Consider the following 22929-nt stretch of genomic DNA (forward strand, 5'->3'; position numbering starts at 1 on the left):
CGCCCGGCCCGCCATATATCCAGCTGGTGCGGGACCGACCCGCATTTCGGAGCGAACCATGAACTGGCTCACCAACGTCGTCCGGCCGAAGATCCGCAACATCCTGCGGCGCGAGACGCCGGAAAACCTCTGGATCAAGTGCCCGGATTCCGGGCAGCTCGTGTTCTACAAGGACGTCGAGGCCAACCAGTTCGTGATCCCCGGCTCGAACTACCACATGCGCATGGGCGCGGTGGCGCGGCTGAAGTCGATCTTCGACAACGAGACCTGGTTCGACGTCGCGCTGCCTGAGGTAACGGCTGATCCGCTGAAATTCCGCGACGAGCGTAAATATGTCGACAAGATCAGGGATGCGCGGACCAAGACCGGCCTGAACGACGCGGTCAAGGTCGGCTACGGCAAGCTCGAAGGCACCGGCGTCGTCGTCGCGGTGCAGGATTTCGATTTCATGGGCGGCTCGCTCGGCATGGCCGCCGGTGAAGCAATCGTGCGCGGGCTCGAGCTCGCGGTCGAGAAGAAGTCGCCCTTCATTGTGTTCGCCGCATCCGGTGGCGCGCGAATGCAGGAAGGCATCCTGTCGCTGATGCAGATGCCGCGTACCACGGTCGGCGTGCAGATGCTGCGCGAGGCGAAGCAGCCCTATATCGTCGTGCTGACCAATCCGACCACCGGCGGCGTGACAGCCTCCTATGCGATGCTCGGCGACGTCCAGATTGCCGAACCCGGTGCGCTGATCGGCTTTGCCGGCGCGCGCGTGATCGAGCAGACCATCCGCGAAAAGCTGCCGGAAGGTTTTCAGCGCGCCGAATATCTGCGCGAGCACGGCATGGTCGACATGGTCGTGCACCGCCACGAGATCAAGGCCACGCTGGCGCGGTTGTGCCGCTTGCTCACCAGGGCGCCGGCGCTTGAAACCGCATCCAAGCCCACGGTCGCCGTCACCGAGCCGGCCCAGATCGTCACGGCACCGGAGACGGTGCCGGCCGCGCCGCACGCGTGACCGCGAGCGCCGCCCCATCGCAACCCTCGTTCGAGGCGTTGATCGCGCGAATATCGGCGCTGCATCCGAAGCGCATCGATCTCAGCCTCGATCGCATGCGCGGCCTGATGGAGCGGCTCGATCATCCCGAGCGCAAGCTGCCGCCGGTGATCCATGTCGCCGGCACCAACGGCAAGGGCTCGACGATCGCCTATCTGCGCGCGATTCTCGAAGCCGCCGGCCTGCGCGTGCATGTCTTCACCTCGCCCTATCTGGTGCGGCTCAACGAATGCTACCGGCTGGGTGCCACGGGCGGCGGCAAGCTCGTCGCTGACGACGAGCTGCGCGCGACGCTCGAGCATTGCGAGCGCGTCAACGCCGGCCATCCCATCACCATCTTCGAGATGGAGACCGCGGCGGCGTTCTGCCTGTTCGCAAAGCATCCGGCCGATGTCGCGCTGCTCGAGGTCGGCCTCGGCGGCCGGCTGGATTCCACGAACGTGGTCGAGACGCCGCTGGCCTCGGTGATCGCGCCGGTCAGCATGGATCACATGGAATTCCTCGGCGATAAGCTGACTTTGATCGCCGGCGAGAAGGCCGCGATCATCAAGCGCAAGGTGCCGGTGATCTCTGCCGAGCAGGCGGCGGACGCGATGGCCGTGATCGAGGCGGAGGCGAACCGAATGCGCGCGCCGCTGCATGCGGCCGGCCAGCAATGGCATGTCGGCGTCGAGCGCGGCCGGCTGGTCTATCAGGACGAGCGCGGACTGATGGATCTCGCCGCGCCAAAGCTGTTCGGCCGGCACCAGTTCGACAATGCTGGGCTTGCGATTGCGACTTTGCGCGCGATCGACACGTTCAAGCTCAACATCGCGGCCTATGAAGCCGGCATCGTCAACGCGGAATGGCCGGCGCGGATGCAGCGGCTGGTCTCAGGCAGCCTGGTCTGCCAGGGGCCGCAGGGCTCCGAGGTCTGGCTCGATGGCGGGCACAATGCCGAGGGCGGCCGCGTCGCGGCGGCGGCGCTCGGCGATCTCGAGGAGCGCGTGTCGCGGCCGCTGGTCGTGATCACAGGCATGATGGCCAACAAGGATGCCAATGCCTTCCTCGCCAATTTCGCCGGGCTGACGCGCCACATCATCGCGGTCCCGGTCCCCGGCCGCGACAACGGCATGGCGCCGGACAAACTCGCCGACGCCGCGCGTGCGCTCGGCATGCGAGTCGAGATCGCATCGGGCGTCGACGCCGCGTTGCAACGGCTTGCCACGCTCGCCTACGAAGTGCCGCCGCGCATCCTGATCACCGGCTCGCTGTACCTCGCCGGCCCGGTGCTTGCGGCCAACGGCACGCCTCCTGCATGATGTCGGTGTCGTAGCCCGGATTGCGCTTCGCTCCATCCGGGCTACGGGACGTCGCGCTTGAGGACAGGACAACACCATGCGTTTTGCTGCGATCGCCGACATCCACGGCAACCATCTCGCACTTGAAGCAGTGCTGTCGGATATCCGGGCGCAGGGAATTTCCGACATCGTCGACCTCGGCGACATGGTGAGCGGGCCGCTCGACGCCCGGCCGACCATCGACATGCTGATGCAGCTCGATGCGGTCCATCTGCTCGGCAATCACGACCGCTATCTGATCGACCGCCCGCACGAGAAAATGGGTTCCTGGGAGCGGCTGACCTACACCCAGCTCGAGCCGCGGCATCTCGACTGGCTGCGCACGCTGCCGACGAACTCCGTCTATCGCGACGAGGTTTTCCTCTGTCACGCCACGCCGCAGGACGATGAGACCTACTGGCTCGAGACGGTGTTGCCGGGCGGCGATGTCTGCATGTCTCCGCTGGAATCGATCGAGACGCGGGCGGCCGGCCTGACGCAATCGCTGATTCTGTGCGCGCACACACATACCGCGCGCGCCGTGCGGCTTCGCGATGGGCGGCTGATCGTCAATCCCGGCAGCGTCGGCTCGCCTGGCTATCGCGCCGGCAAGCCGCATCCGCATGTCGTAGAGGCCGGTTCGCCTGATGCGCGCTACGCGATTCTTGAACGGGTCGGTGACGGCTGGGACGTCACCTTCCGTCACATCCCCTACGATCACGCGGCGATGGCAGCGCTGGCGCGGGAGCACGGTCAGGCCGAACTCGCTTCGGCGCTGGGGACCGGATGGATCCGCTGATCCGTAGCCCCGCCTTCTCCTTCCCCCTGAAAGGGAAAATGAGGCTTAATGTAACCCATTGAAATAGCGTTGGAAACAGAAATTGGTGTCCGGTTAATGTCCCTTTTGCGAGGTTTCCGGTCGCCGCCCGACTGGGCTTCCGGCCAAGGCCGTCGCGTGTAACGCATGATTGACGCCAACGATAGACAATGCGCGTACTTGCGCTTGCTGAGCGAGCAGCGGATTGGCTGATGGGTAATGGCTACTGCCGACCAGATACCGAGTGAACTCACGCTAGAGATAGGTGCCGATCTATCTCCCGAGCGCTTCATGACGGCCGCCCGTGCGTTCTTCGGATACATACAGGAATTGAGTGCGAGCTTTGCTCCAGAGGGCGAGCCCGCGCGGTGGGTCGTGCGCGTGCGCGAGGGCAGCACATTGCTAGGCGTTGACCCACTGCCGGCCACGCCTATCGAAGTGGTGAACGCTGTTTACGCGCGTGCCGAGAGCGGCGTTAGGCGCATCGCCGAAGGTGACATCGAGGACGCTGGCCTACCCGAAGCAGCAGTGAAGCACTTGCGGACTTTGGCGGAAATATCCGAAGGCACTCGGGGCCACGTGATACCGGTCCGTCTTTGGGTCCACAAAAAGCCGGTCGAATTGGACCAGCGAATCGCGAGTATCATCCGGGAAGATTCTAGAGCGGACTACAACGACTACGGGACAATCGAAGGCCGCCTAGAAACGATAACCGAGGGCACCAGCGGCTCTCTGCAATTTCAAATCCGCGATGCCATGCTGAAGCAAAAGGTTCGCTGCTTTTTCCCTGAGAATCTTCTTACCGAAGTCTTCGACAAATTTCGGAAGCGCGTTGAGGTATCCGGGGTGATTCACTATCGAAAGAACGGAATGCCGATCAGCATCGAGGCGGCAAGCGTAACTATTCGGTCGTTCAGACCTGCTGTCCGACAGGCTGGAGATGGACCGTCCAGCTAATCCCCGGTCCTATCAGGACAGGAAGGACATCCTCGAAAGAAAGTGCCTTGTTCAAGGCGCTTCGAGCTATTGATCATTCCCTCAGCCCGCCAACGCCGCGAAGACGTTCAACCACGCCCCGCCAAATATAGGATTTAGCATTTCATTGAGGGTCGGCATCTGCCCCCCTGGCGGACATTCACGGAGACATCGTCGACGTCTACTCTTCGCACGGCTGTCTAGCGGTGCCTCACCCCGACGAAAGTCTACTCCCGGAGGGAACTTGCATCGGTCATGATCGGACTACGATTAGTCCGGAGTTGCACGAGCGAAGCAAGGCAAATGGCTGACTGGATCGCAAGGGCAAATATCGAGCACTTTAAGAAGCTGCTTGAGTCGGAAACGGACGCGGACAAACGCCATGTCATTGAGCGCGAGTTAGCCGAGGAAGAACAGAGGCTGGCAACTCTTCTCAAGAAGAAGAATGAGACAAAAGAGGGCTGACCTGATCGCGCCAATCGCGCCAGTGGGTTGGGTACACGTAGACAGGCTCGTTCGTCAGGGACTTGATCCAACCGCGCAGAACGCGTCGGCATGGAAAGGCAAGCGCATGCGTGCCTTCGTCATCAAGGACGGCAAGTTCAAGGTCCCGATCAAATGGTGCCGTTGATATCGTTTGCCATCCCATCGCAAAATGATCAAATACATCCGCAGTAGCGGTATTGATCTTCATCAATTTTCTCCGTCCACGATGCGCTCGGTCGCTTTTCGAGGTGCCCGGTGAAAGGGCATAAAGCGCTTCGCGCAATATCCGCTATGTTTATGAGCCGCTCGGGTTAGCGGCCATTTCTCCTTACTATTTCGCGCGCCCGGGTAGCGCAAACTTGTCGTCCGCCGCTGCCCGACCTCTGGATACCGCCATGGAGATGATCCTCCTCGGCCGGCGAACGATGACGACTCCGGAATCGGTGGTGCTTCTTCGCTCCAAGCGTGCTGCTTTCCACGCCCACACTTGCTGCTTAAGGTTTGAAGCCCAAGCCTCGTCCCCAGCGTGGTGAACGGGGGGCGGGATAATTTCCTGCATGATCGTCACCGGGAGCGGCCGCCAGTAATCTGAGCCGCGACCGGCCTCGCATTTTTGAAGAGGTCCCAAACGTGAGCGCCGAAGAGGCCAATGCTCACCAAGTAAAGCGAGATCACGATCATAACCCAGCCCTCCGTTTCGTTGCTACCGCTTCGTCAAGTAGCGCAGAGAGCCGCGTCTTTGAAAATTCGGTAGTTTGCTTAAGTAGTTCTCCGGAAGGAGGCGGCCTCGCGGGTGCGAAAGCAACGCCGATTGAAAATCCTGTCCACTCAACCGGCTTTACTCGATTTAGAAACTCAACCTAAAACGGATTCACTCCGCAATCGCGTTGTCGAGCGCGACGCGAACCTCGTAGGCACTCCACCAGCTCGCAATCCGGCGCTCGTCTTTCTTCATCCAGTGCGGAGGCGTGGTGCAGCCGAACGTGTCGGCGACAGCTTCATCCCACGCCTTGCGGCTCAGCAACACGTGCAGCTCTTGGCCAATGTCGAGATAGTGCCGACGCTGGCCACCATCTTCCTCCCACACGTCGGCCCCAGGCTTGCCGTGCATCGCGACCAGCTCACGGTACAGCTCTATGGCGTGTGCAGTGACGCGGGCATTGGTCATCGATGCAACATCCCTGTGCCGGACGGCGGCTCGACGTGCAGATTCAACTCGCGGACACAGCGCACGTGCGCGGTGCGGGAATCGCGCTCGATGGCGACCTCCGGCCGCGATCTGATCATGCCCTTGTCGTCTTCGAACGTCAGGCCGTGCTCAGCGAGCGCTTTGCGGGCTTCTTCCTTGCGGTCCCATGCCTCGGCGGCGGCCTGCAAGGTTTGGAGCTGATGCTGCTGGAGGTCGTACTCGCTGAGCACGGCAGCCCACCACGCCTGCGACGCTTCACTGAGGTGGCCGGGCGGTTCAGTGGGATCGGGTGCCGGTGACGAGGCATGATTGTACGCTTTGGCGCGGCGGATCGGCAGCGTCAGCAATTGCTCGACTACGGATTTAGGGCCTCGGCGTCCCAATGCGTGCTCGCTTTCCTTTTCACATTACTTGGTGTCTATGACGCCAAGTTGCGATCCTCGCGCGCGGGGCCAACCAAAACCGCGAAACTAATGCTCGGACCATGACCGATCGGGTCGCTTGGGACGTCCCCAAAAGCGACTCCCCCCGCCCGGCACTACAATCATCTGAACTAAAAAAGCGAAGCTTGCTTCGCCCCGACAGCAACGCGGATACCAGTGCATGCCGCCCTATTTCCGCAACGAATGTTCGAACAGCGCTTGATCGGATTCAGGCAAATAGGTTGTCGCCGACAACGCCGACGATGCCGCGTGAACAAATGCGCGCACCCTCCTCGCGTCGTCTTCGGATAAATTGCGAGCCAGACGGACCACTTGAGCGAGATGGTCGACGATGCGATCCACATCATTGCCCGCAACGAACTCGACGACATTACCTCCATTAAATCCGTTGTCAGAATTAGTTTTGTTGGCCGCTTGGCTAGCGGGCACCACCCAAATGCCGTCAACTGCGATTGCAACGATGTTGCTGTTCATCGTCATATCTTCTTCCCTCGCCAAGTTGGTCCAGGCAGAATCTGCCCACGCCAACTATTGATGGTCGAGTTGACTATCTGGCAGGGTGGGTCGGGATGCCGCAGCGCCATGTTCGTGAAATTTGCGATGATTTCATCACTGTACGCCCGCGCCTGACCTGACGCCGTCTGAGCTTCCTCCATCGCGATCCGCACGGCGACTCTTTCGAGCATCGCTATCGCTCGCGCTTTTGATGCCGCCGCTCGCTTTGTGGCAGATTGACTGCTATGCGGCAACCGGCACGATGCCGCCATGGCCTCACGACCTTCCGCTTCTATTATTTCGATCGCCCGGATCAAGGACTGGCGCGATCTATCACCCGTTGTCTTCGCCAACAGCAATTTGGCCTTGGCCACCGTGCGACGCGCACGACGTATTCTTTCGCCAACGCTTTCAGGCATCGGCCGGAACACTTTTTTGATCGTCTCCGTGCTGATGCCCATTTGCTTAGCTTGAACCAACGCGCTCGGCAGCGCTGGAATTCCACACAGCGACGCCTCCTTGAGCACCTGCTCAAGATAGTGCGTACCGCGCCCAGTCAATCGGGGCCGGCTTTGTTTTGGAATAAAGCCAACGGATACGCCTTTGATGATACCGGCCTTCGTGAGATCGCTAATTTCGTCGGCGAACTTCGATGCGCCGCGCGGTGCAAAAACGAGCGTTCCGCGCAGCGCGCGGTTTCGCACGCTGACATTTTTCCAGGTACCAATCGGCGGCATGCTGTTATTGTGCGCGAATAACGCCGCCGGGTTCGTTCGAAACGATTCCAGATGCCAACCGTACTCAGGATCGTCAGGATCGCCGACGATATCGCCGTAGCTGTCCTCATCCCATGGGCTGCTCAGCAAGAAGTCGAGATCGTCTCCGCTCAAAGATTCGACCTGCGATGCCACCTTTTTGTAGACTGAGTCCGTCATGCCGACACCTCCGCGCTCGCGCCGATTCCGCGCTCGGCTTGATCCGCGATATTTCGCAAATGATCGGCGACGCGATAGCGCTGCGTCGGTTGGAACGTGCGGGTCATCAGACCGACGAGATCGATCAGGTCGAGCACGGCATCGACTCCGTTCCTGTCGTTGACCAGAGACCGCGCCAGAAGGATGCACTTCGCTGAGTGCTGTTTCTGTTTCATGGCCGAGAGCTTAGCCGATCTTTACGGCTCGACTTGCAACGCGTCGCAGAAAATATCAGGCACCCAAACGCTCTCTGAGAATCCGTGCTGCCAGATCGGCGACCGCTTCGCGCCACTCCCTTTCTGAGCATCCAGCCGGCCTGAACTCTTTGTCCGCAGTCAGAAGTGTCGCTTCCGCGTCCGATAGGGCCAACGGATAAATCCGAATCGGGCTCGACGTTCGCCCGATTCTCGCGCCCTGCCTCTCGTGATAGCGGCGCGACCGTAGGGCGCCCGAGGTCGAAGACCTCTTACACCGACGAGCGGGCTTTCTGTGGCGGTAAAGCATCTGCAATCATAGCACTTACGTCACCGGCGTGTGGTCCCGATCGAGATTGTGGGTTGCGGTGCCGACGATACCGGCTTGTCCGTCACGTTGTGACATTTGGGTGTGGCCACCAAAAAAGCCGGGCTTTTGAAACCCAGCTTTACTCCTCCTCCTCCGGCCATTGCGTCACCCACCAGTCTAAGATCGCCGTCGCCTCGGCCGCGACCTTGTCAGGGTCTAAGGTCTCCTCAACCGTGAGCCTCCCGCTTCGCTTCAAGGCCGCACACAGAACGCGGCGTGTACCGGCTCGGCTATCACCTGCGCCCGCCTCCATGGCCTCGCGCGCCCGGTGCTCGCGCTGGCGCCGGGCAGCTTCTGCCTTGAGATCACGGCGGGCGCACAATGCCGGGCGGCCGATGGCAGCGGCGCCGGTTGTGAGGGGATGGGCGCCAACGTCCTGGGCCAGGATGCGAAGCACCGGGCGACCGAGCGTTGGCCGTTGGGTCGCGATGGGGTGTGCTCGGAGGTAGGGGCTCCTCTTGCCCGCCTTCGGGTCAATCTGCGTGCACCCACTCGCCGCGCCGCTGGGGCCGTCCTTTGAAGCCTTCCAATGCGCGTTGCGGCTGCTAGTGCGCATGAACGGCTTCTGCGCTGATGATGCGACCGCCCATTGCTTCATTTCCCTTTCGAGATCGGGATGCGCTTCCGCTTGGCTCTCTCTCGCTCAATCGGGATCACGTTTGGACTCCTGAACCACCGGACACCCGACGGTGACATGCAACCGGTCGCAGCGATTCGATCTTCCTCACACAAAATCAAACTCTGCCAGGAGTCGTCATCAGGTTCATCAGTCGGGATCGGGATTCGGTCTACGCTCATGGTCTCCTCATCGGTCGGTCGCTGATTCATTGAAAAGGGCAGAAAGGAAGGCAAGAAAGAAAACAAAGAAAGTAAGTAAACAAGTATAGAAGGAGAACGGTGGTGCGATATCCGCTCAGGTCCGGTCTCATAGGAACTTCAGCGTGACGGTCGGCGACTTGCCGGGTTCCCGTACAACCTCAATCAACCCGGCAGCTTCCAACTCCCGTACAGCGCGTGCCTTGACGAACCGGCTGACACCTCGAAGTTGGAGCCGCCTATTAGGCAAGCGAAAGGTCCGGCTGTGCGATGTCCAGGACAGGTGCAGCAGCCAGACACACACCATTGCCTTGCCGGTGCGTGTTGCCTCGGTGGCCTGTTCGATCCACCAGAGCGGCACCTGAACGAACGTATCCCTTTTGGATTTACGCAGAGGCTGCATCTTCATCGCGCGTCTCCTGCTGTTGTCGATATTGCGCCAGCAATTCGATCACGTCACTCCAGATTTTCACGCCACGGCTGTCACTGTAGCTGTCGGGATATTTGATAATCTCCTTGGACGTCCTCAGCTCACGACCGTTTCCGAGAACGATGCGCGATGCCCGACGCATGATCTCGCGCATCAGCATCACGTCAGCGTCGATCCGATCAATCGGGCTTTCGATCAGTACCGCATCATGCACCGAGCCGCATAGCTTGATGCCACGACGATGTGCCCAGACGCAGCTGACTCTCAGGATGTCGGCGCCTGAACTTTGAGTCGGCCAGTTGCCGATTGAACGTGCGTTGAATTCGGTGATGCCAGTCTGACACGTCCAGCCTAGCGCCGTGCGCATGCTGCCAGTGTCGAGTGCGTGTGCAATCCAATCCTCGACCCAATGCCAGTAGGCTGCGAACAGGCCTCGGTGTTGGTTCAACATCTCACTGGCGACGAGCGTGGAAATCCCGAGCCGCTGTGCCAGCGTGACGTGCTGCATCGAATATTGTGCGCCCAGACATCCGACCTTGTAGCGCTGATGAATGTGGTCATGGGTGTGCTTGGTCGCGGTCGGTGGGGCTTCATCGAATCGCTTGGCAAACTCGATGTAGGGTTGGCCTGTTGCGTACAAGTCGAGCATCGGCCGGCAGTCGGACAACGCAGCGGCAACTTGAAACTCCATCGCCGACCAGTCGAGATACGCCACCGCCATGCCGGGTGCAGGTTTTATCAACGTGCGCAACCACACCGCAGGACTGAATATCCACTGTGAGGCTTTCGGTTGTGATCGTCCGGTCTTCGATGCAAACGGCCACAATGTCGTTCTGTTGCGATGGTCGTCACCTACCGCCAACTTGACGCGGCGCATTTTGCTGTGTGTGTGTCTCAGCTGCCGAAGCGATTCAAGTTCGGGGTATGCGCTCGCCATCGAGTCGAATGTCTTGGCGCGCAGGTCGAGTTTGTCGGTGCCAATATGCCGGGGCCATTCGATGCCGACGCGGCCTAGGTATTGCTCGAACAGCGCGACGTTGAAATGCCATGCGCCATCGAGCCCGATGGTGTAGACGCCGTACTGCTGATTGAGCTTCGGCACCAGCGCGTCTCTGATGTGCGACCAAGTCTGTTTGTCCTGCAGCTGCGAGAATATCTCGGCGTTGATCGGGACGCCGCGATGCTCCATTACAGCTGATACTGCGGCAAACTCACCCCAATGCAGCACGGTACCAAGAGCAAAGTGCGGCAGCAGCTCCTCTAACAGGCGCGGCAATTGCTCGATGTCGCCGCTGCAGTATCGCAGAATCTTCTCTTTTTCCTCCGCGCTGTATGGTCGTCCCTGCAATATCCGATTGCGCATAGCGTCCTTGTACTTCTGACCGATCGTTTTGAATCCGAAGTGGCCCAATGCGCCGAGCAAGCTTTTGCCTTCGGTTGGCACCGCTCGGCCGTTGATGTAGCTGCGAAACATTGGCGATATGTCGATGACGTTGCGCGGCAACGGCCAACCTAGTGCAAGATGACAAGCGCATTCGGCAGTCGCTGCAAAACAGATCAGCACGGCATTGTCGCCGATTGAGTATGGTGGTTCGGCTCCTAGTTGATCCTCCCATAATTGGACGGTCCGCCCGCTGCGCAGCTCCGATGCGCAGCAGCAGATCACATCCGGGCGGGCGCCCGGTCTTGCGATGAACTCAAAATCGCAAAACCAGACTTCCTTGAATGGTAGATCACCGATCACGTGCGGCCCATTTCTTGAACAGCTGGTGCTCGGTTGAATCGATCAGCCGGCCCTTGTCGCGAAACGCGAGTCGGAAAATCTTCGCGGGGCGCAGCTCCGGCCAGATCGGGTCAGCGAAGCGTCCCTCAGGCGCGTTGTAGACTCGATAACATTTATTTTCCTGGTCGGTGTAGAGGCGCACCCAGCGGTCGACTCCATCGAGCATGCCAATCTCCTTGGTCCGCACGTATTCATTGTCGACCGAGGAATTGACCGGGATGATGTGATAGGCACCGCGCGGTGATGTCGTCAGATACAGCGTATGTTGAGACGCGGTGATGCCGATGCTGGCGAGTGACACGATCATCGCGTCATCCACACAGAAGAACTGCTTCTCCATGCCGACCTCAATGTCGACCAGCATCGCGGCCGGTCGAAATGTCGGATGCGTTCGGAAGAACTCGTTCTTGGTCGGCATCTTGCTGACGTGAATCGCCGCGATGCCAACTGCGCTGGAGCCTTTGACGCCAGGTAGATCGCGCCGGAGCTTGGCAAACTCGGCCTCGTCCGCGTCGAGCATTTCCTCGGTCACCTCGGTTGCACCATCGCGCAGATGCGGATGCTGATCGACAGTGGCGCGCTCGACGAGGGTATCTTCGTTGTCGGTTTTCAGTCTCGTCATCGTGCTGTTCTCCTTCAATCGCCGTTCGCTGCACCGATGCTGACCGTCATGTCATCATCGTATTTGCCACTCATGATGTCGGCATATTCATCGAGACTTTGGGAGCGAGCTGCCAATTTTTCGGCAGCTAACTTCATTGCCGCGCTCCACTCAGTTTGACTCAATGCTGTCCAACCAATCGCGTCGAGAACGTCCTGCCATTCGTTGCGGCTTGGAGTCTCCATGTTTTCCCAGTCGACCTGCATCAGCCGTTCAACGGCGAGTCTCACTCTCTCTGTGATCATCTTGGTGTTCTCCTCAGTGCTCACACACAACAGCATCAGCATCAGGTGCCATCGCATCAGCGCGAGCGAGCAGAGTTTCACTCTCTAACGCAAATCTGCTCCTGCTTCTGCGATGTGATTTGCTCGCTTCACTGCATCGTTTGCTTTTGCATGGTGGTGGTCTCGATGGATTCGGAATCGGACTGAGCAGCAACGAGCGCCGCTGCCTCCTCCGCCTCCGCGATGCGCAGTGCCTCACCCACGACATCGTTCGCATCCAACATCAGCCGCTCAATGCGTTCGATATACAGAGATGACGCTCTGCCCATGTTGATGGTGATCTCAAGCTGATGAAGGTCAGCAATGAGTCCTGAGAAGTTCGCGGTTACGTTGGCTGTCTTCACGAACATGGTTCTCTCCTAGCTGCCGTTGTGAATTCAATCGCGCTGCGGCGTTGCCGTCGCAGCTCTCGGAGCTGTTTGCGAAGTTCATTGGATCGCGGCTGACAGCCGCAGCTGTCGACGCTTCCGTCGATCAGGGCGCTCGCTGCGACGTGCACTAGCCGACCACAGATGCAGCGCGCCGCGATGTCGTAGCGGTGCCCGTAAGCAACCGTGAGATGGCCGAAGCGTCGGCCGGCGATCGAGGTGTCGACGGTCATCGGCGCCACCTCCGGGTCGGTAGGACATAGCCCCGGACACCGCCTGAGGAGACGACCGGCCGGATCGGCGGTCGGCCAAGCTCGGCGTCCAGGACGACGGCCCGGAGGCGGTGTCGTTGACTGGTTCCGGCTCTCCGAAACCTGTGCGATCCGCCACTGACGAGGTTCAATGGGACGGCGGTGGACCCCCGTGTCAGATGGCAGTTTTGCCTCGTTGAAATCGTTGGACTTTCTTTTGGTAATTCGGACGCTGGTGCGTTTAAATTTCCCGCCCGGTAGGGTGATAGCGGCCGAGCCCCCGAACGACTCAGCGGGCTTCCCTGTGGCTCACCATGGAACCGGCCTTGCCGGTTGGTGCCGCGTGGTTTAAACATAGAACTCCTCCTTGCTGGGAGTTGAAAGAGACACTCAAAGGTCCGCCTTGCCGGGCAGACTTCAGGCTTCGGAAAAGGGATGGCTCGCGCTGTCCTTTTTCCCGTTTTCAGGTGGTCTCTAGTTTGGCGTTCGCTGCGAGCCATTCGACCTCGGCATCATCGGTGATGATGATCCGATCAAAGAGCTGCACTTCATGCGGCCCTCGGCCTTCATCCCGCAGCTTCTTCAAGAGCCCGAGCGAAATCCCGTGTCGCGCGCAGAACTCTGTCCGCGACCAAGACTTTCGCTCGATGCCTGCGGCCAGCATCGCCGCGTTATTCTCGGATTTGTTCTGGGTCGACATTGCTGCATCTCCTCCGCTGTGATCGCGGGAGAGATCATCTACTTGTGCTGGGAAAATGCATGTGCGCAAATGCGCGCGCAAGAATGCGCATCGTGCGCATCGGAGAAGTCGCTTTTAATTTTTGCGCCGGCCGGTGGCCCGATTGATCGTGTCGCGCTTCGGCGACTTTCCCCAGCCGTATCTTTCATAGACCTTCGCGACTTCATTCTCGACAACCTTATCCGGCGTGCCTGCCGGCGGAATTCCGTTCGTCGCCGAGAAGGCTTCGCGGAGTGCCAGTGTCAGGCGCAATGATGGAGGTGTCGTCGGTGATGGTGGTGTCGTCGTCGGTGTTGCCGGTGATGTCGCCGCTAGTCGAGTTGCCGCTGGTGGTGGCGCCGGCTGCCATGTCGATGGGGCGAACGGCTTATTTCCTGATAGCCAATTCCAACGGTCCAACTCATAAGCGACCCTCAGCGCGTCACTAACCATCTGCTCAACGCGTGAGAGCTTATTGGCGGGTGCAGTGCGAGGCCGTGGCTTCAACTTGCGGGTTGTCGTCCGCTTGCTATGCTTGCGCGGTAACTTGGCCATGGCGTGACTCCATGGATCAGGTCAGATCGGGCCGCGATGCTTCCAACCATCGCGGCCCAGGTCGCAACTATCGCACCATCGGGATTACGTTGTCCACGCCGTGCACGGCCGCTGAATCATCCAGCAGTCCGCTGCGCAAGTCCTCAGAGGCGACGTTCAAGTAGCGGCCGTAAGTTCGTTCGATTTCCTTCGTAGAGGTGTCGTGCGCGAACGCAATCGAGCGCAGCGGCTTGCCGTTTCGAATTTGTCGGATGATGCTGGCGTGCCGCGCCACGTAAGGCGTCAGCGTCGGATCGAGGCCGAGCCGTTGCAGCACGGCGCGAAAGCGGGCAGACAAATCCCAAATGCGATCAAACAGCAATCGATTTGGTCCTCGCGCAATGGCACGGGCTCGCAGCATCCGGGCCAGCTTCAACGAGACCGCCAATCTGCGCTGTTCGGGCTCGCGGTCCCGGCCTTTGAGGCTGCACCACATCATGACGGACGGCTTGCTCGCGTCATCACCATCATCCAGCAGGTCGCGCGGTCGCAATTTCTCCACTTGGCTTTGACGTGCACCGGTCCCAACCAGCACTTCAACGAGCGCACCGAAGTCGGGATCGTCGCGGTAGCACTCGTGCACGATGTTGAGGAGAGTGGCATCCGATAAATGATAATGATCGCGCGGTGGGAGGCTGCTGCCCTTTGGCTTCACCAACTTCAGGCCATGCTTCCATGCAGCAGCGTTGGTGATGCGGGCGTCACGTTTGCTTGCCAGCGTCAACATGGCCTTGGTGCTTCGGACAATGCGACTTGCTGTCGACGGCTTTTTGCCTGCGGCGAGCATTGCCCGGTACCAATCGCGCAGCTCTGCCTCAGCCAGCAGCATCACAGGCTTTGCCAACAGCGCGGCATCACAGTGATTGCGAACCATGACCGCGTTGTGCTTGGCGCCACCACGAACTGCTAGATCAGTCTCGTAGGCGTTGATCGCTTGGCTGACCGTCACCGGCTTGTCGGTGCCGCCTTCGGTACCACGGGCCAGCTTCAGTGCCTGTTGCACCGCCTGAAGGTAATCCATCACGGAGCTGCCATTGGCCTGCTCATGATCGTCAGCGAGTGCGAACCGCTTCAACCAGCGGTCGGTCTGAACTGACCAAGAGCCAGCGCCGGCACAGCGCCGGTAGCAAACGGCGACGGAGGGCGCGACCTTCTGCTTGTAGACCTTCTTGCGGATCGGCAATCGGAGGCGGTTGGTGCGGTTTCGCAATTTGTCGGCGTAGATCACGCGAGCCATGTGGTCTCTCCCGTCGCTGGTGTCCCCGATAGCGTCCCCAAAGTGTAGGCATCACCACATATCTCTAGATGGGGCTCTATGGGGACATTATTAGCGAACTCAATCGGTTATGAAGTCCACCTGATATGGGATGCGGCCGTGTGGGGCACAACATTTCCCTGAAAGGGGGAAGGTCGGGATGGGGGTCCAGCCGCAGGCTCAGCTGTTCGTGGAGAGATCAGATCCCCACCCGCTTTGCTCTGCGAGCAAAGCGACCTCCCCTTTTCAAGGGGAGGTCGGAGCATGTAGCTCCGCACAAAAGGAAACGGCCGGCTTCTCGCCGGCCGTTTGCACAAATCAGCTAATTCGAAACAGATCAGACCGCAGCGGTGATCCACTGCTGCAGCTTGGCCTTCGGCGCGGCGCCGACCTGACGGGACGCCATCTCGCCGCCCTTGAAGATCATCAGGGTCGGGATCGACATCACGCCATACTTCGACGCGGTCTTCGGGCTCTCGTCGACGTTGAGCTTCACGATCTTGACCTTGTCGCCCATTGCGCCGGAAATTTCATCGAGAGCGGGCGCGATCATGCGGCAGGGTCCGCACCACTCGGCCCAGAAGTCGACGACCACCGGCCCGGTCGCCTTGAGCACTTCGGCTTCGAAATCGGCGTCAGAAACCTTGCCAACGGCCATGAGAGTACCTCGTTCGGTTGAGACAAAAGGGCGGCTGAGAATCGCGCCCGGGAGCATGGGGCAAACCTATGAATGCCCCCTTGCCGGGTCAAGCTCGCTCACGCCGACATGAACTTATGCCAGCCCGGCGTCCAGCGCGGGGGCAGAAATCTCCATGATTTCAGGCGTTTCAGTCCAAAGCAGTGCTGCCCGGACGGGCAGCTGGGGATAAAGCTTCGCCAGCACGGCCCGGTACAGCGCGAGCTGCCGGACATAGCCCCGTGGCGCCTCGGCAGCGGTCTTGGGCGGGGCGTAGTTGGTCTTGAAATCGACGATCAGGACGTCGGTTGGCGTCACCACCAGCCGGTCGATCTGGCCCGAGACCAGCGCCTTCGGCTGGCCCGGCCGCTCCAGCCGCCCGACGATCGAGACCTCCGCACGGCTGCCGGGCGCGAACACCGCGGCGAAACGCGGATCGGCGATCAAGTCCAGCACCTGGTCTGCGAGCGCGGCTTGCTCCTGCTCGCTCCAGCCGTCGGCGTTGCGCGCGAGGTAGCCAAGCGCCGCGGCGCGCCGCCGCTCGGCGGCAATTTCGGGCAGCGATTGCAGCAGGCGATGCACCAGCGTGCCGCGCTGCAGGGCGCGGGCGCGCAGCAACACCGATTCGCCGGTTCGTATCGGATGGCTGTCGCCATCGGCCGGATCGGACGGGCGCAGCACGCCCGCGGCGGAGGCTTCAGGTGCAGCCGCGGTCCGCAGCCAGGACGGCAGCGCGATCGGCGCTACGGCCGTTGACGCAGCCGCGCCGGTGAGATCGGCGACGTCATCCGGCCGCGAATAGCGCATCACCTTGCCGGCCGGCGTCTCCAGCTCTTCGAGCTTGAGTCCGGAATTGGCGAGCCCCTTGGTGATCAGGTCGTACCAGGAGGATTTCCGCACCGTGTTCATGTTGCCGGGCATGCAGCCGCCCACGATCAGCCGGTCGGCGGCGCGGGTCATCGCGACATAGAGCAGGCGGCGATATTCGTCCTCGGTGTCGCCGAGCATCGCCTTGCGGGCATCGGCGACATTAGGGGGATCCTCGGCCTTCTTGCCGGCCCATACCACGACGCCGGGCGCGTTCGGCGCGGCATTGCCCTGCGGCAGATGGATCAGCCGCAGCCGCTGCGTGTCGGACGGCGAGGTCGTGGTGTCGACCAGGAACACCACCGATGCCTCGAGGCCCTTGGCGCCGTGCACGGTCATGACGCGAACCTCGTCGCGCGAAATCTCCATGTCGCGCTTCACCTCGGTATCGGCGGCGCGCAGCCAGGCGATGAAGCCCTGCAGCGAGGCCGGCGCCTTGCGCTCATAGCTCAGTGCGAGCTCGAGGAATTCGTCGAGCGCGTCGTTGGCCTCGTGGCCGAGACGGCGCAGAATGCGCGCCCGCCCGCCGTCGCCGCCGAGCAGCCAGGCGTAGAACGCGAACGGTGTCTCCTGGGTGAAGCGGCGCTCGCATTGTTCGAGGCGGCGCAGCGCGGCCGAGAACCGCTCATCGGTCGGCGCCTGTGCGGCCAGCGCCTCGCGCAGCGAGCCGCGGCGCTGGTACGCCAGCTTGAACAGATCGTCGTCGGTGAGGCCGAACAGCGGGCTCTTCAGCGCCACCGCGAGCGCGAGGTCGTCCTGCGGCAGCAGCAGCGCGTCGGCGAGGTTCATCAGGTCGATGATCGCGATGTGCTCGGTCAGCTTCAGCCGGTCGGCGCCGGCGACCGGAATGCCCGCGTGCTTCAGCGCCTGGATCACCGCGTCGAAGGCGTTGCCGCGCCGCCTCACAAGGATCAGCATGTCGCCGTAACGCAATGGCCGCCGCCCGCCTTCGCTGCCGGTCATGGTGCCGCTGCTGACGAGGCGCTTGATCTCGGCCTGGATGCGCCGCGCGAGTTTTACCTCGGGGCTGGTCACCGCGACGCCGTCGAACGGCGCGCGCCAGCCCTCGATGTCCTGGCGGTCGTCGGCGACGGCGAGATCCCAGAGCTCGATCAGGCTGGGGCCGGCATCGGCCATCGCATTGTGGATCGGGTAGCCGTTCTCGACCGCATGAATGCTGCGGAAGATCTCCTGCTCGCGGAACACATGGTCGACCGAATGCAGGATCACCGGTCCCGAGCGGAACGAATAGGTGAACGACACCGGATCGAATTTCAGCCCGGCTTCCTCGAAGCGTCGCTTCAGCTCGCGCCGCCGTAGGTCGAATTCGCGCGGTGCTGCGCCCTGGAACGAGAAGATCGACTGCTTCTCGTCGCCGACCGCGAACACCGTGCGCACCAGGCCGTCGCGCGCGCCGGCGCCGGAGGTGAATTCCGAGATGATGTGCGCGACGATGTCCCATTGCCGCGGGCTGGTATCCTGCGCCTCGTCGATCAGCACGTGATCGACGCCGCGATCGAGCTTGTAATGCACCCAGCCCGAGGAGACGCGGTCGAGCATCGCCAGCGTCTTGTCGATCAAATCGTCGTAATCGAGCAGGCCGCGCTCCAGCTTCTCGCGCCGGTAGTGTGCGGCCGCCGCGGTCGCGATATGGATCAGCGCCTCGGTGCGATCGCGCGCGACCACGGCGCGGCGTCGCTCGATCAGGGGACCAAGCCGGTCGACCTCCGCCTCGAACCGGTGGCCTGCGACGGCATTCTTCTTGATGAAGCTGTTGGTGACGACAGACGCACGCGGCGCGCGGTCATCGGTCAGGAAGACGCCGAGATATTCATCGACCTGGGCTGCGCCGGTGAAGGTCAGCGCCGCCCGCAGCCGTTCGGCCTGCTTCTGATCCGCCTTGCTGCTGGTGTCGAGCAGCGTCGCCATCTCCTTCCAGTTCGACCGCGGCAGGTTCGGCCCGTCGACGATCTCGCGCTCGACATCCTCGATGCGGATATCGGCGGAGACGCCGAGCGCGGCCGACATCTGCGCGGCGGCGGCCGCGGCGTTGCCGGCGGCATCGGTCCAGGCCATGAAATGGTCGCGGCTGAGGCAGGCCTCGCGGACCACCTCCTTGAAAGTGACGTCGGCAGCATTCGCCATCGCCGTCCGCAGCGCGCGGCCGATGGGACTGTCGGGAATCCGCGACGCCTCGAGGAACACGGCGAGGTTGGCGCGCTCCATCATCTCGTTCTGGTCGCGGTCGTCCAGCACAGCGCAGCGCGCCGGCACGTTGGCCTCGAACGGGAACTGCTGCAGCAGGCGGGTGCACAGCGCGTGGATGGTCTGCACCTTCAGCCCGCCGGGCGTCTCCAGCGCGCAGGCAAACAGCTTGCGCGCCTCGCGCCGCAGCGTGGCGCTGGGATGCGTGATGCCGGCCTCGCGGATCGCGGTATCGAGCGCTGTGTCGTCGAGCGTCACCCAGTGGCCGAGCGTCGTGAACACGCGTTCGGCCATGTTGGCCGCGGCGGCCTTGGTGAAGGTGATGCAGAGGATCTTCTCCGGCGGCACGCCCGACAGCAGCAGGCGGATCACGCGCTGAACCAGCACGTGGGTCTTGCCCGAGCCGGCATTGGCCGACACGAAGGTCGACGCCTTCGGATCGGACGCGCGGGCCTGCGCGTCGCGCACCGCCGGCGGGATGGGTCTGATAGCCTTCACCATTCCTCGATCCCCAGGCCGCCGGCCGCCGACCATTCCTTGATGCGCGCAAGATCGTCATAGGCGCCGTAACGGTTCGCCCACATCGAGAGGTTCAGCGAGGTGTACGCCTGCTGCTCGTGGTCGAATGCGCGGATCAAGGCTTCCAGCTTGCGCCGCGCCCCGTCGGCGGCTTCATCGGGCGGCTGCGGCGTGTCGTTGGTCTTGATCTTCAGCTCCAGCGAACGCTGCTCGCCCGGCGGGTTGTTGCCGCTCAGCCTGACATAGACGAGGTCGCCGACCGAGGAGCCCGCCGGGATGCCGGCAAAGCCGCCCTCGCGCAGGATCGCGGCTTCCAGCGTGAGCTGCGGCGACAGGCCCATGCGCACCTGCTTGCCGGTCGGCGGCTGGCCGGTCTTGTAATCGAGGATCGCAAAGCTGCCGTCAGCATGCCGTTCGATGCGGTCGGCGCGCGCCGAGAGCACGAACGTCCTTGTATCGTCGAGGGGGATGCCGATCTCGCCGCGGATCTCGGCCTTGATCGCGTCGATACTGCCGCGCCGGGCCTGTTCCCATTCGGCAAACCACGCCGCGATACGCTGGAAGCGCGGCCACCACAGCGCGCGCGCTTCGGGCCGCTCCATCAGTGGCGCAAAATGCTTGGCCCCGATGTCGCGCAGCGCGCTCTTGATGTCGTCAGGCAGCGCGTCGGCATAAACCTGTGTGAACTCGCCGAGCGATTCGTGGATTGCGGAGCCGCGATCGGCCGCCGACAACGGCATGTCGACGGGATCGAGCGGATCGAGCTTCAGGATGTAGCGCGCGTAGATCGTGTAGGGATCGCGCAGCCAGTCCTCGATCGCGGTGACCGACATTTTCAGCGGCCGCGCCTCGCGCGGCGGCCGCGGCTCCGGTTGCGGGATCGGCTCGACTTTGTCGGGCCGGTCGAGCTCGGCGGCATATTGCACGTAAGCTTCGCCGGCCGATGTCGCCGCCTTCCAGCGCGCCTCGCCCGCAACCGCTTCGAGCCGGTGCAGGAAACGCGAGGCGACCGCCGGTGCGCCGCCGACCTTAGCGGCGTGGGTGAGGATCACCTCGTCATGGCCGAGCAGCTGCGCGAAGTCGTGCGCGGAGAGGCCGATGCGCCGTTCGGGGAGATCGAGCCCGAGCTCATGCCGCATCGGCCGGCTCAGCCACGGATCGATCCGCGGCGCCGGCGGCCAGACGCCCTCGACCAGACCGCCGAGGATGACGCGATCCGACTCGGTCAGGCGCGCCTCGAGCTGGCCGAAGATGTTGAGCTGCGCGCGCGCCGATTCCGGCCGTCGCACCATGCGGTCGGCGAACGCAGTCTGGAACACCTCGGGATAATCTGACAGCGGCGTCATCAGCCCGCTCGGCTGCTGCTTGGCGAGCAGCTCGTCGAAGGCGGACGCCAGAGAAGCCCCTGCGCGCTCCTCGAACACGATTGCGACACCGTTCTGGTCGGCCGACAGCGCGATCAGCGCCTCGCGATGGCGCGCCGCCAGTTCGGCGAAGTCATAGGGCCTTGACGACGCCATGCCTTCCAGCGGCGCCAGCGCCGCCTGCAATCTGGCGATCAGGTCCTGGACCTGGTTGAGCTCATTTTCGCGCAGCCGGGCGCGCGGCTCCATGGCGTGCAGCGACGAGGTCTCGCCGCCATGCAGCTTGACGAGCTCGGCGCGGAAACGGGCGAAGTCGCGCGCGAGGCCGCCAGTTCCCGCTTGCGGCCGTGTGCCGCGGAGCAGCGCGATCTCCAGCACCTCGATCGCGCGCTTCAGCGCGCCATGCGCACCGCCGAGCCGGAACAGCGGATGCTTGAGCAGCGCGAGCAATGTCGGCGGCTCCAGCCCCTTGGCCGCGGCCTCCGCGGTGAGGCGGGCGAACACGCCGGGCGGCGTTTCCATCAGCGCGTCGCCGCCGGAATCGTCGAACTCGAGCTTCCAGCGCGTCAGCGAGGCCATCACGCGGCGCGCCAGCGCGCGATCCGGCGTCACCAGCGAGGCCGATTTGCCGAGATGCCGCGCCTCGCGCATCGCGACCGCGATCGCCAGCGCCTCCATTTCCGGATTGGGCGCCTCGACCACCGTGAGATTGGTCATCCCGGCGGAAATCCGCGCCACGATCTCGGGCCGTTCCAGCCGGTCGTGCCACTGCGCGGTCGCAGTCGAGGGCCGCATCGTCTCCGACACCAGCACCTCGCGGCCGAGCGGCGCAGGCTCGGCGAGGCTCTCGACGTCGCGGCGCTTGATGCCGAAGCGGTCGAGCAAAGCGTGCATCGCGAATTGCGGATGGTTCGACGAAGGCGGCGTGGTGAACCTGCCGTCGTCGCCGCGCTCGCCGCCGATCGTGTCCCAGGAATCTTCGTCGAGATCCGTGTCGAGCCCGGGCAGCACCACGGCGCCGTTCGGAAGCTTCGCCACTACGTGCAGGAATTTTGCGGTGGCCGGCATCGAGCCGGTCGAACCGGCCGCGATCACCGGGCCGGCGTGATGCGCGGTCAGCCGCGCCGCTTCCGCCTCGATCAGGAGATCGCGGCGCGCCGCGGGCTCGATCCGGCCGATCTCCTTGAGGTAGTTCGGCCAGGCGTCGCGCGCGATGCGCAGGAAGTCGAGCGAGTGCTGCCAGTATTTGTCGAGCTGGTCCGGAACCAGGCGGTCGAGCGCGCGCCAGTCGACGCCGCGCGTCACCATGTCGTCCATCAGCCGCGCCAGGTCGCCGGCGAGCTGCAGCGTCGAGGCCGGGCCGCCGACCACGAGCGGCGCCGACACCGGCGTCTTCGCCCAGGCCGCGACCAGATGTGCCAGCGTCAGCCGGCGCTCGAGCTCGCCGAGTCTCGGCGGGATCTCCAGCGGCGCAGCGCCACCGACATCGTCGCCCTGGTCGGCGAAGGCGAGCTCGTCCTCATCGATCTCGCCGAGCGCGACGATGCGCGGCAGCACCGCGGCGTCGGAATCGAGCACATCGAGGAAGATCTCGCGCGCCAGCCGTCCGGCGCGGCGGGTCGGCAGATAGAGCGTGGCGCCGGCGAGCTTTGCGGGATCGCTCTGCGCCTCGAACCCCGCGACCAGCCGGCCATCGACCAGCGCCGAAATGACGGTGCGCAGGAACGGCGCAGAGACGGGAACGCTGAAAACGCGCATGGGCTGCCTGGTTCGAATCAGGCGCCAATATAGGGAGCGGCGGCCGTCGTTAGCCACCCCTGCGGGTCAGCCATCACCG

22 protein-coding genes are annotated in these 22929 nt (G+C 62.7%); 5 read left to right on the plus strand and 17 right to left on the minus strand.

The features are described from left to right. Positions 1 to 58 precede the first annotated feature (58 nt). The 5 genes from accD to HAP47_RS01435 all read left to right on the plus strand — a co-directional run bounded on the left by accD (position 59) and on the right by HAP47_RS01435 (position 4615). Positions 59 to 1000 carry an acetyl-CoA carboxylase, carboxyltransferase subunit beta gene (gene accD / locus HAP47_RS01415; protein ID WP_173639757.1) on the plus strand — a complete coding sequence of 314 codons (942 nt, stop codon included), beginning with the start codon at positions 59 to 61 and terminating at the stop codon, positions 998 to 1000. Between the two features lie 95 nt (positions 1001 to 1095). After that, positions 1096 to 2340 carry a bifunctional folylpolyglutamate synthase/dihydrofolate synthase gene (locus tag HAP47_RS01420; RefSeq protein ID WP_371821846.1) on the plus strand — a complete coding sequence of 415 codons (1245 nt, stop codon included), beginning with the start codon at positions 1096 to 1098 and terminating at the stop codon, positions 2338 to 2340. Positions 2341 to 2416: 76 nt separating this feature from the next. Beyond that, positions 2417 to 3157 (plus strand): metallophosphoesterase family protein, encoded by a 741-nt coding sequence (locus tag HAP47_RS01425; protein ID WP_173639755.1) that lies wholly within the window; start codon positions 2417 to 2419, stop codon positions 3155 to 3157. Between the two features lie 237 nt (positions 3158 to 3394). Continuing rightward, entirely contained in the window at positions 3395 to 4132 is a 738-nt protein-coding gene (locus HAP47_RS01430) for an OB-fold nucleic acid binding domain-containing protein (RefSeq protein WP_173639754.1), read from the plus strand. A gap of 321 nt (positions 4133 to 4453) precedes the next feature. Beyond that, positions 4454 to 4615, plus strand: a complete 162-nt coding sequence (locus HAP47_RS01435; protein ID WP_173639753.1) for a hypothetical protein — start codon at positions 4454 to 4456, stop codon at positions 4613 to 4615. Here HAP47_RS01435 and HAP47_RS01440 read toward each other — a convergent pair. The 17 genes from HAP47_RS01440 to addB form a co-directional block, all read right to left on the minus strand. Then, a complete protein-coding gene (locus tag HAP47_RS01440) occupies positions 4584 to 4844 on the minus strand; it encodes a hypothetical protein (RefSeq protein WP_231168709.1) in 261 nt (86 codons plus the stop codon). The genes HAP47_RS01435 and HAP47_RS01440 overlap by 32 nt on opposite strands. Before the next feature lie 663 nt (positions 4845 to 5507). After that, entirely contained in the window at positions 5508 to 5804 is a 297-nt protein-coding gene (locus tag HAP47_RS01445; RefSeq protein ID WP_173639752.1) for a hypothetical protein, read from the minus strand. Beyond that, positions 5801 to 6172 carry a P27 family phage terminase small subunit gene (locus HAP47_RS01450; protein WP_231168710.1) on the minus strand — a complete coding sequence of 124 codons (372 nt, stop codon included), beginning with the start codon at positions 6170 to 6172 and terminating at the stop codon, positions 5801 to 5803. The genes HAP47_RS01445 and HAP47_RS01450 overlap by 4 nt, the downstream gene beginning before the upstream one ends. 264 nt (positions 6173 to 6436) lie before the next feature. Beyond that, entirely contained in the window at positions 6437 to 6742 is a 306-nt protein-coding gene (locus HAP47_RS01455) for a hypothetical protein (RefSeq protein WP_173639751.1), read from the minus strand. 2 nt (positions 6743 to 6744) lie between these two features. Further along, entirely contained in the window at positions 6745 to 7698 is a 954-nt protein-coding gene (locus HAP47_RS01460; RefSeq protein WP_173639750.1) for a hypothetical protein, read from the minus strand. After that, on the minus strand, positions 7695 to 7835 hold the full coding sequence (locus tag HAP47_RS01465) for a hypothetical protein (RefSeq protein WP_173639749.1): 141 nt from the start codon (positions 7833 to 7835) through the stop codon (positions 7695 to 7697). Before HAP47_RS01465 ends, HAP47_RS01460 begins: the two co-directional genes overlap by 4 nt. Before the next feature lie 1391 nt (positions 7836 to 9226). Continuing rightward, positions 9227 to 9526 carry a hypothetical protein gene (locus HAP47_RS01470; protein ID WP_173639748.1) on the minus strand — a complete coding sequence of 100 codons (300 nt, stop codon included), beginning with the start codon at positions 9524 to 9526 and terminating at the stop codon, positions 9227 to 9229. Beyond that, a complete protein-coding gene (locus HAP47_RS01475) occupies positions 9504 to 11291 on the minus strand; it encodes a DNA polymerase (protein WP_173639747.1) in 1788 nt (595 codons plus the stop codon). The genes HAP47_RS01470 and HAP47_RS01475 overlap by 23 nt, the downstream gene beginning before the upstream one ends. Further along, positions 11281 to 11952 (minus strand): hypothetical protein, encoded by a 672-nt coding sequence (locus HAP47_RS01480; protein WP_173639746.1) that lies wholly within the window; start codon positions 11950 to 11952, stop codon positions 11281 to 11283. The genes HAP47_RS01475 and HAP47_RS01480 overlap by 11 nt, the downstream gene beginning before the upstream one ends. 14 nt (positions 11953 to 11966) lie before the next feature. Continuing rightward, positions 11967 to 12278 (minus strand): hypothetical protein, encoded by a 312-nt coding sequence (locus HAP47_RS01485; RefSeq protein WP_173639745.1) that lies wholly within the window; start codon positions 12276 to 12278, stop codon positions 11967 to 11969. Positions 12279 to 12364: 86 nt separating this feature from the next. Then, complete coding sequence (locus HAP47_RS01490; protein WP_173639744.1) at positions 12365 to 12625, minus strand: hypothetical protein; 261 nt, start codon at positions 12623 to 12625, stop codon at positions 12365 to 12367. A 732-nt stretch (positions 12626 to 13357) separates the two neighbouring features. Beyond that, positions 13358 to 13594, minus strand: a complete 237-nt coding sequence (locus HAP47_RS01495) for a hypothetical protein (RefSeq protein WP_173639743.1) — start codon at positions 13592 to 13594, stop codon at positions 13358 to 13360. 114 nt (positions 13595 to 13708) lie between these two features. Next, a complete protein-coding gene (locus HAP47_RS01500; protein ID WP_173639742.1) occupies positions 13709 to 13885 on the minus strand; it encodes a hypothetical protein in 177 nt (58 codons plus the stop codon). Between the two features lie 349 nt (positions 13886 to 14234). Further along, positions 14235 to 15443 carry a hypothetical protein gene (locus HAP47_RS01505; protein ID WP_173639741.1) on the minus strand — a complete coding sequence of 403 codons (1209 nt, stop codon included), beginning with the start codon at positions 15441 to 15443 and terminating at the stop codon, positions 14235 to 14237. 355 nt (positions 15444 to 15798) lie between these two features. After that, entirely contained in the window at positions 15799 to 16119 is a 321-nt protein-coding gene (gene trxA, locus HAP47_RS01510; RefSeq protein WP_016847387.1) for a thioredoxin, read from the minus strand. A 114-nt stretch (positions 16120 to 16233) separates the two neighbouring features. Continuing rightward, on the minus strand, positions 16234 to 19710 hold the full coding sequence (gene addA / locus HAP47_RS01515) for a double-strand break repair helicase AddA (protein WP_173639740.1): 3477 nt from the start codon (positions 19708 to 19710) through the stop codon (positions 16234 to 16236). Then, entirely contained in the window at positions 19704 to 22850 is a 3147-nt protein-coding gene (gene addB, locus HAP47_RS01520; protein WP_173639739.1) for a double-strand break repair protein AddB, read from the minus strand. The genes addA and addB overlap by 7 nt, the downstream gene beginning before the upstream one ends. Positions 22851 to 22929: the final 79 nt, after the last annotated feature.

Origin of the sequence: Bradyrhizobium sp. 41S5 (assembly GCF_011516665.3) — a bacterium.
Classification (GTDB): Bacteria; Pseudomonadota; Alphaproteobacteria; order Rhizobiales; family Xanthobacteraceae; genus Bradyrhizobium; species Bradyrhizobium quebecense.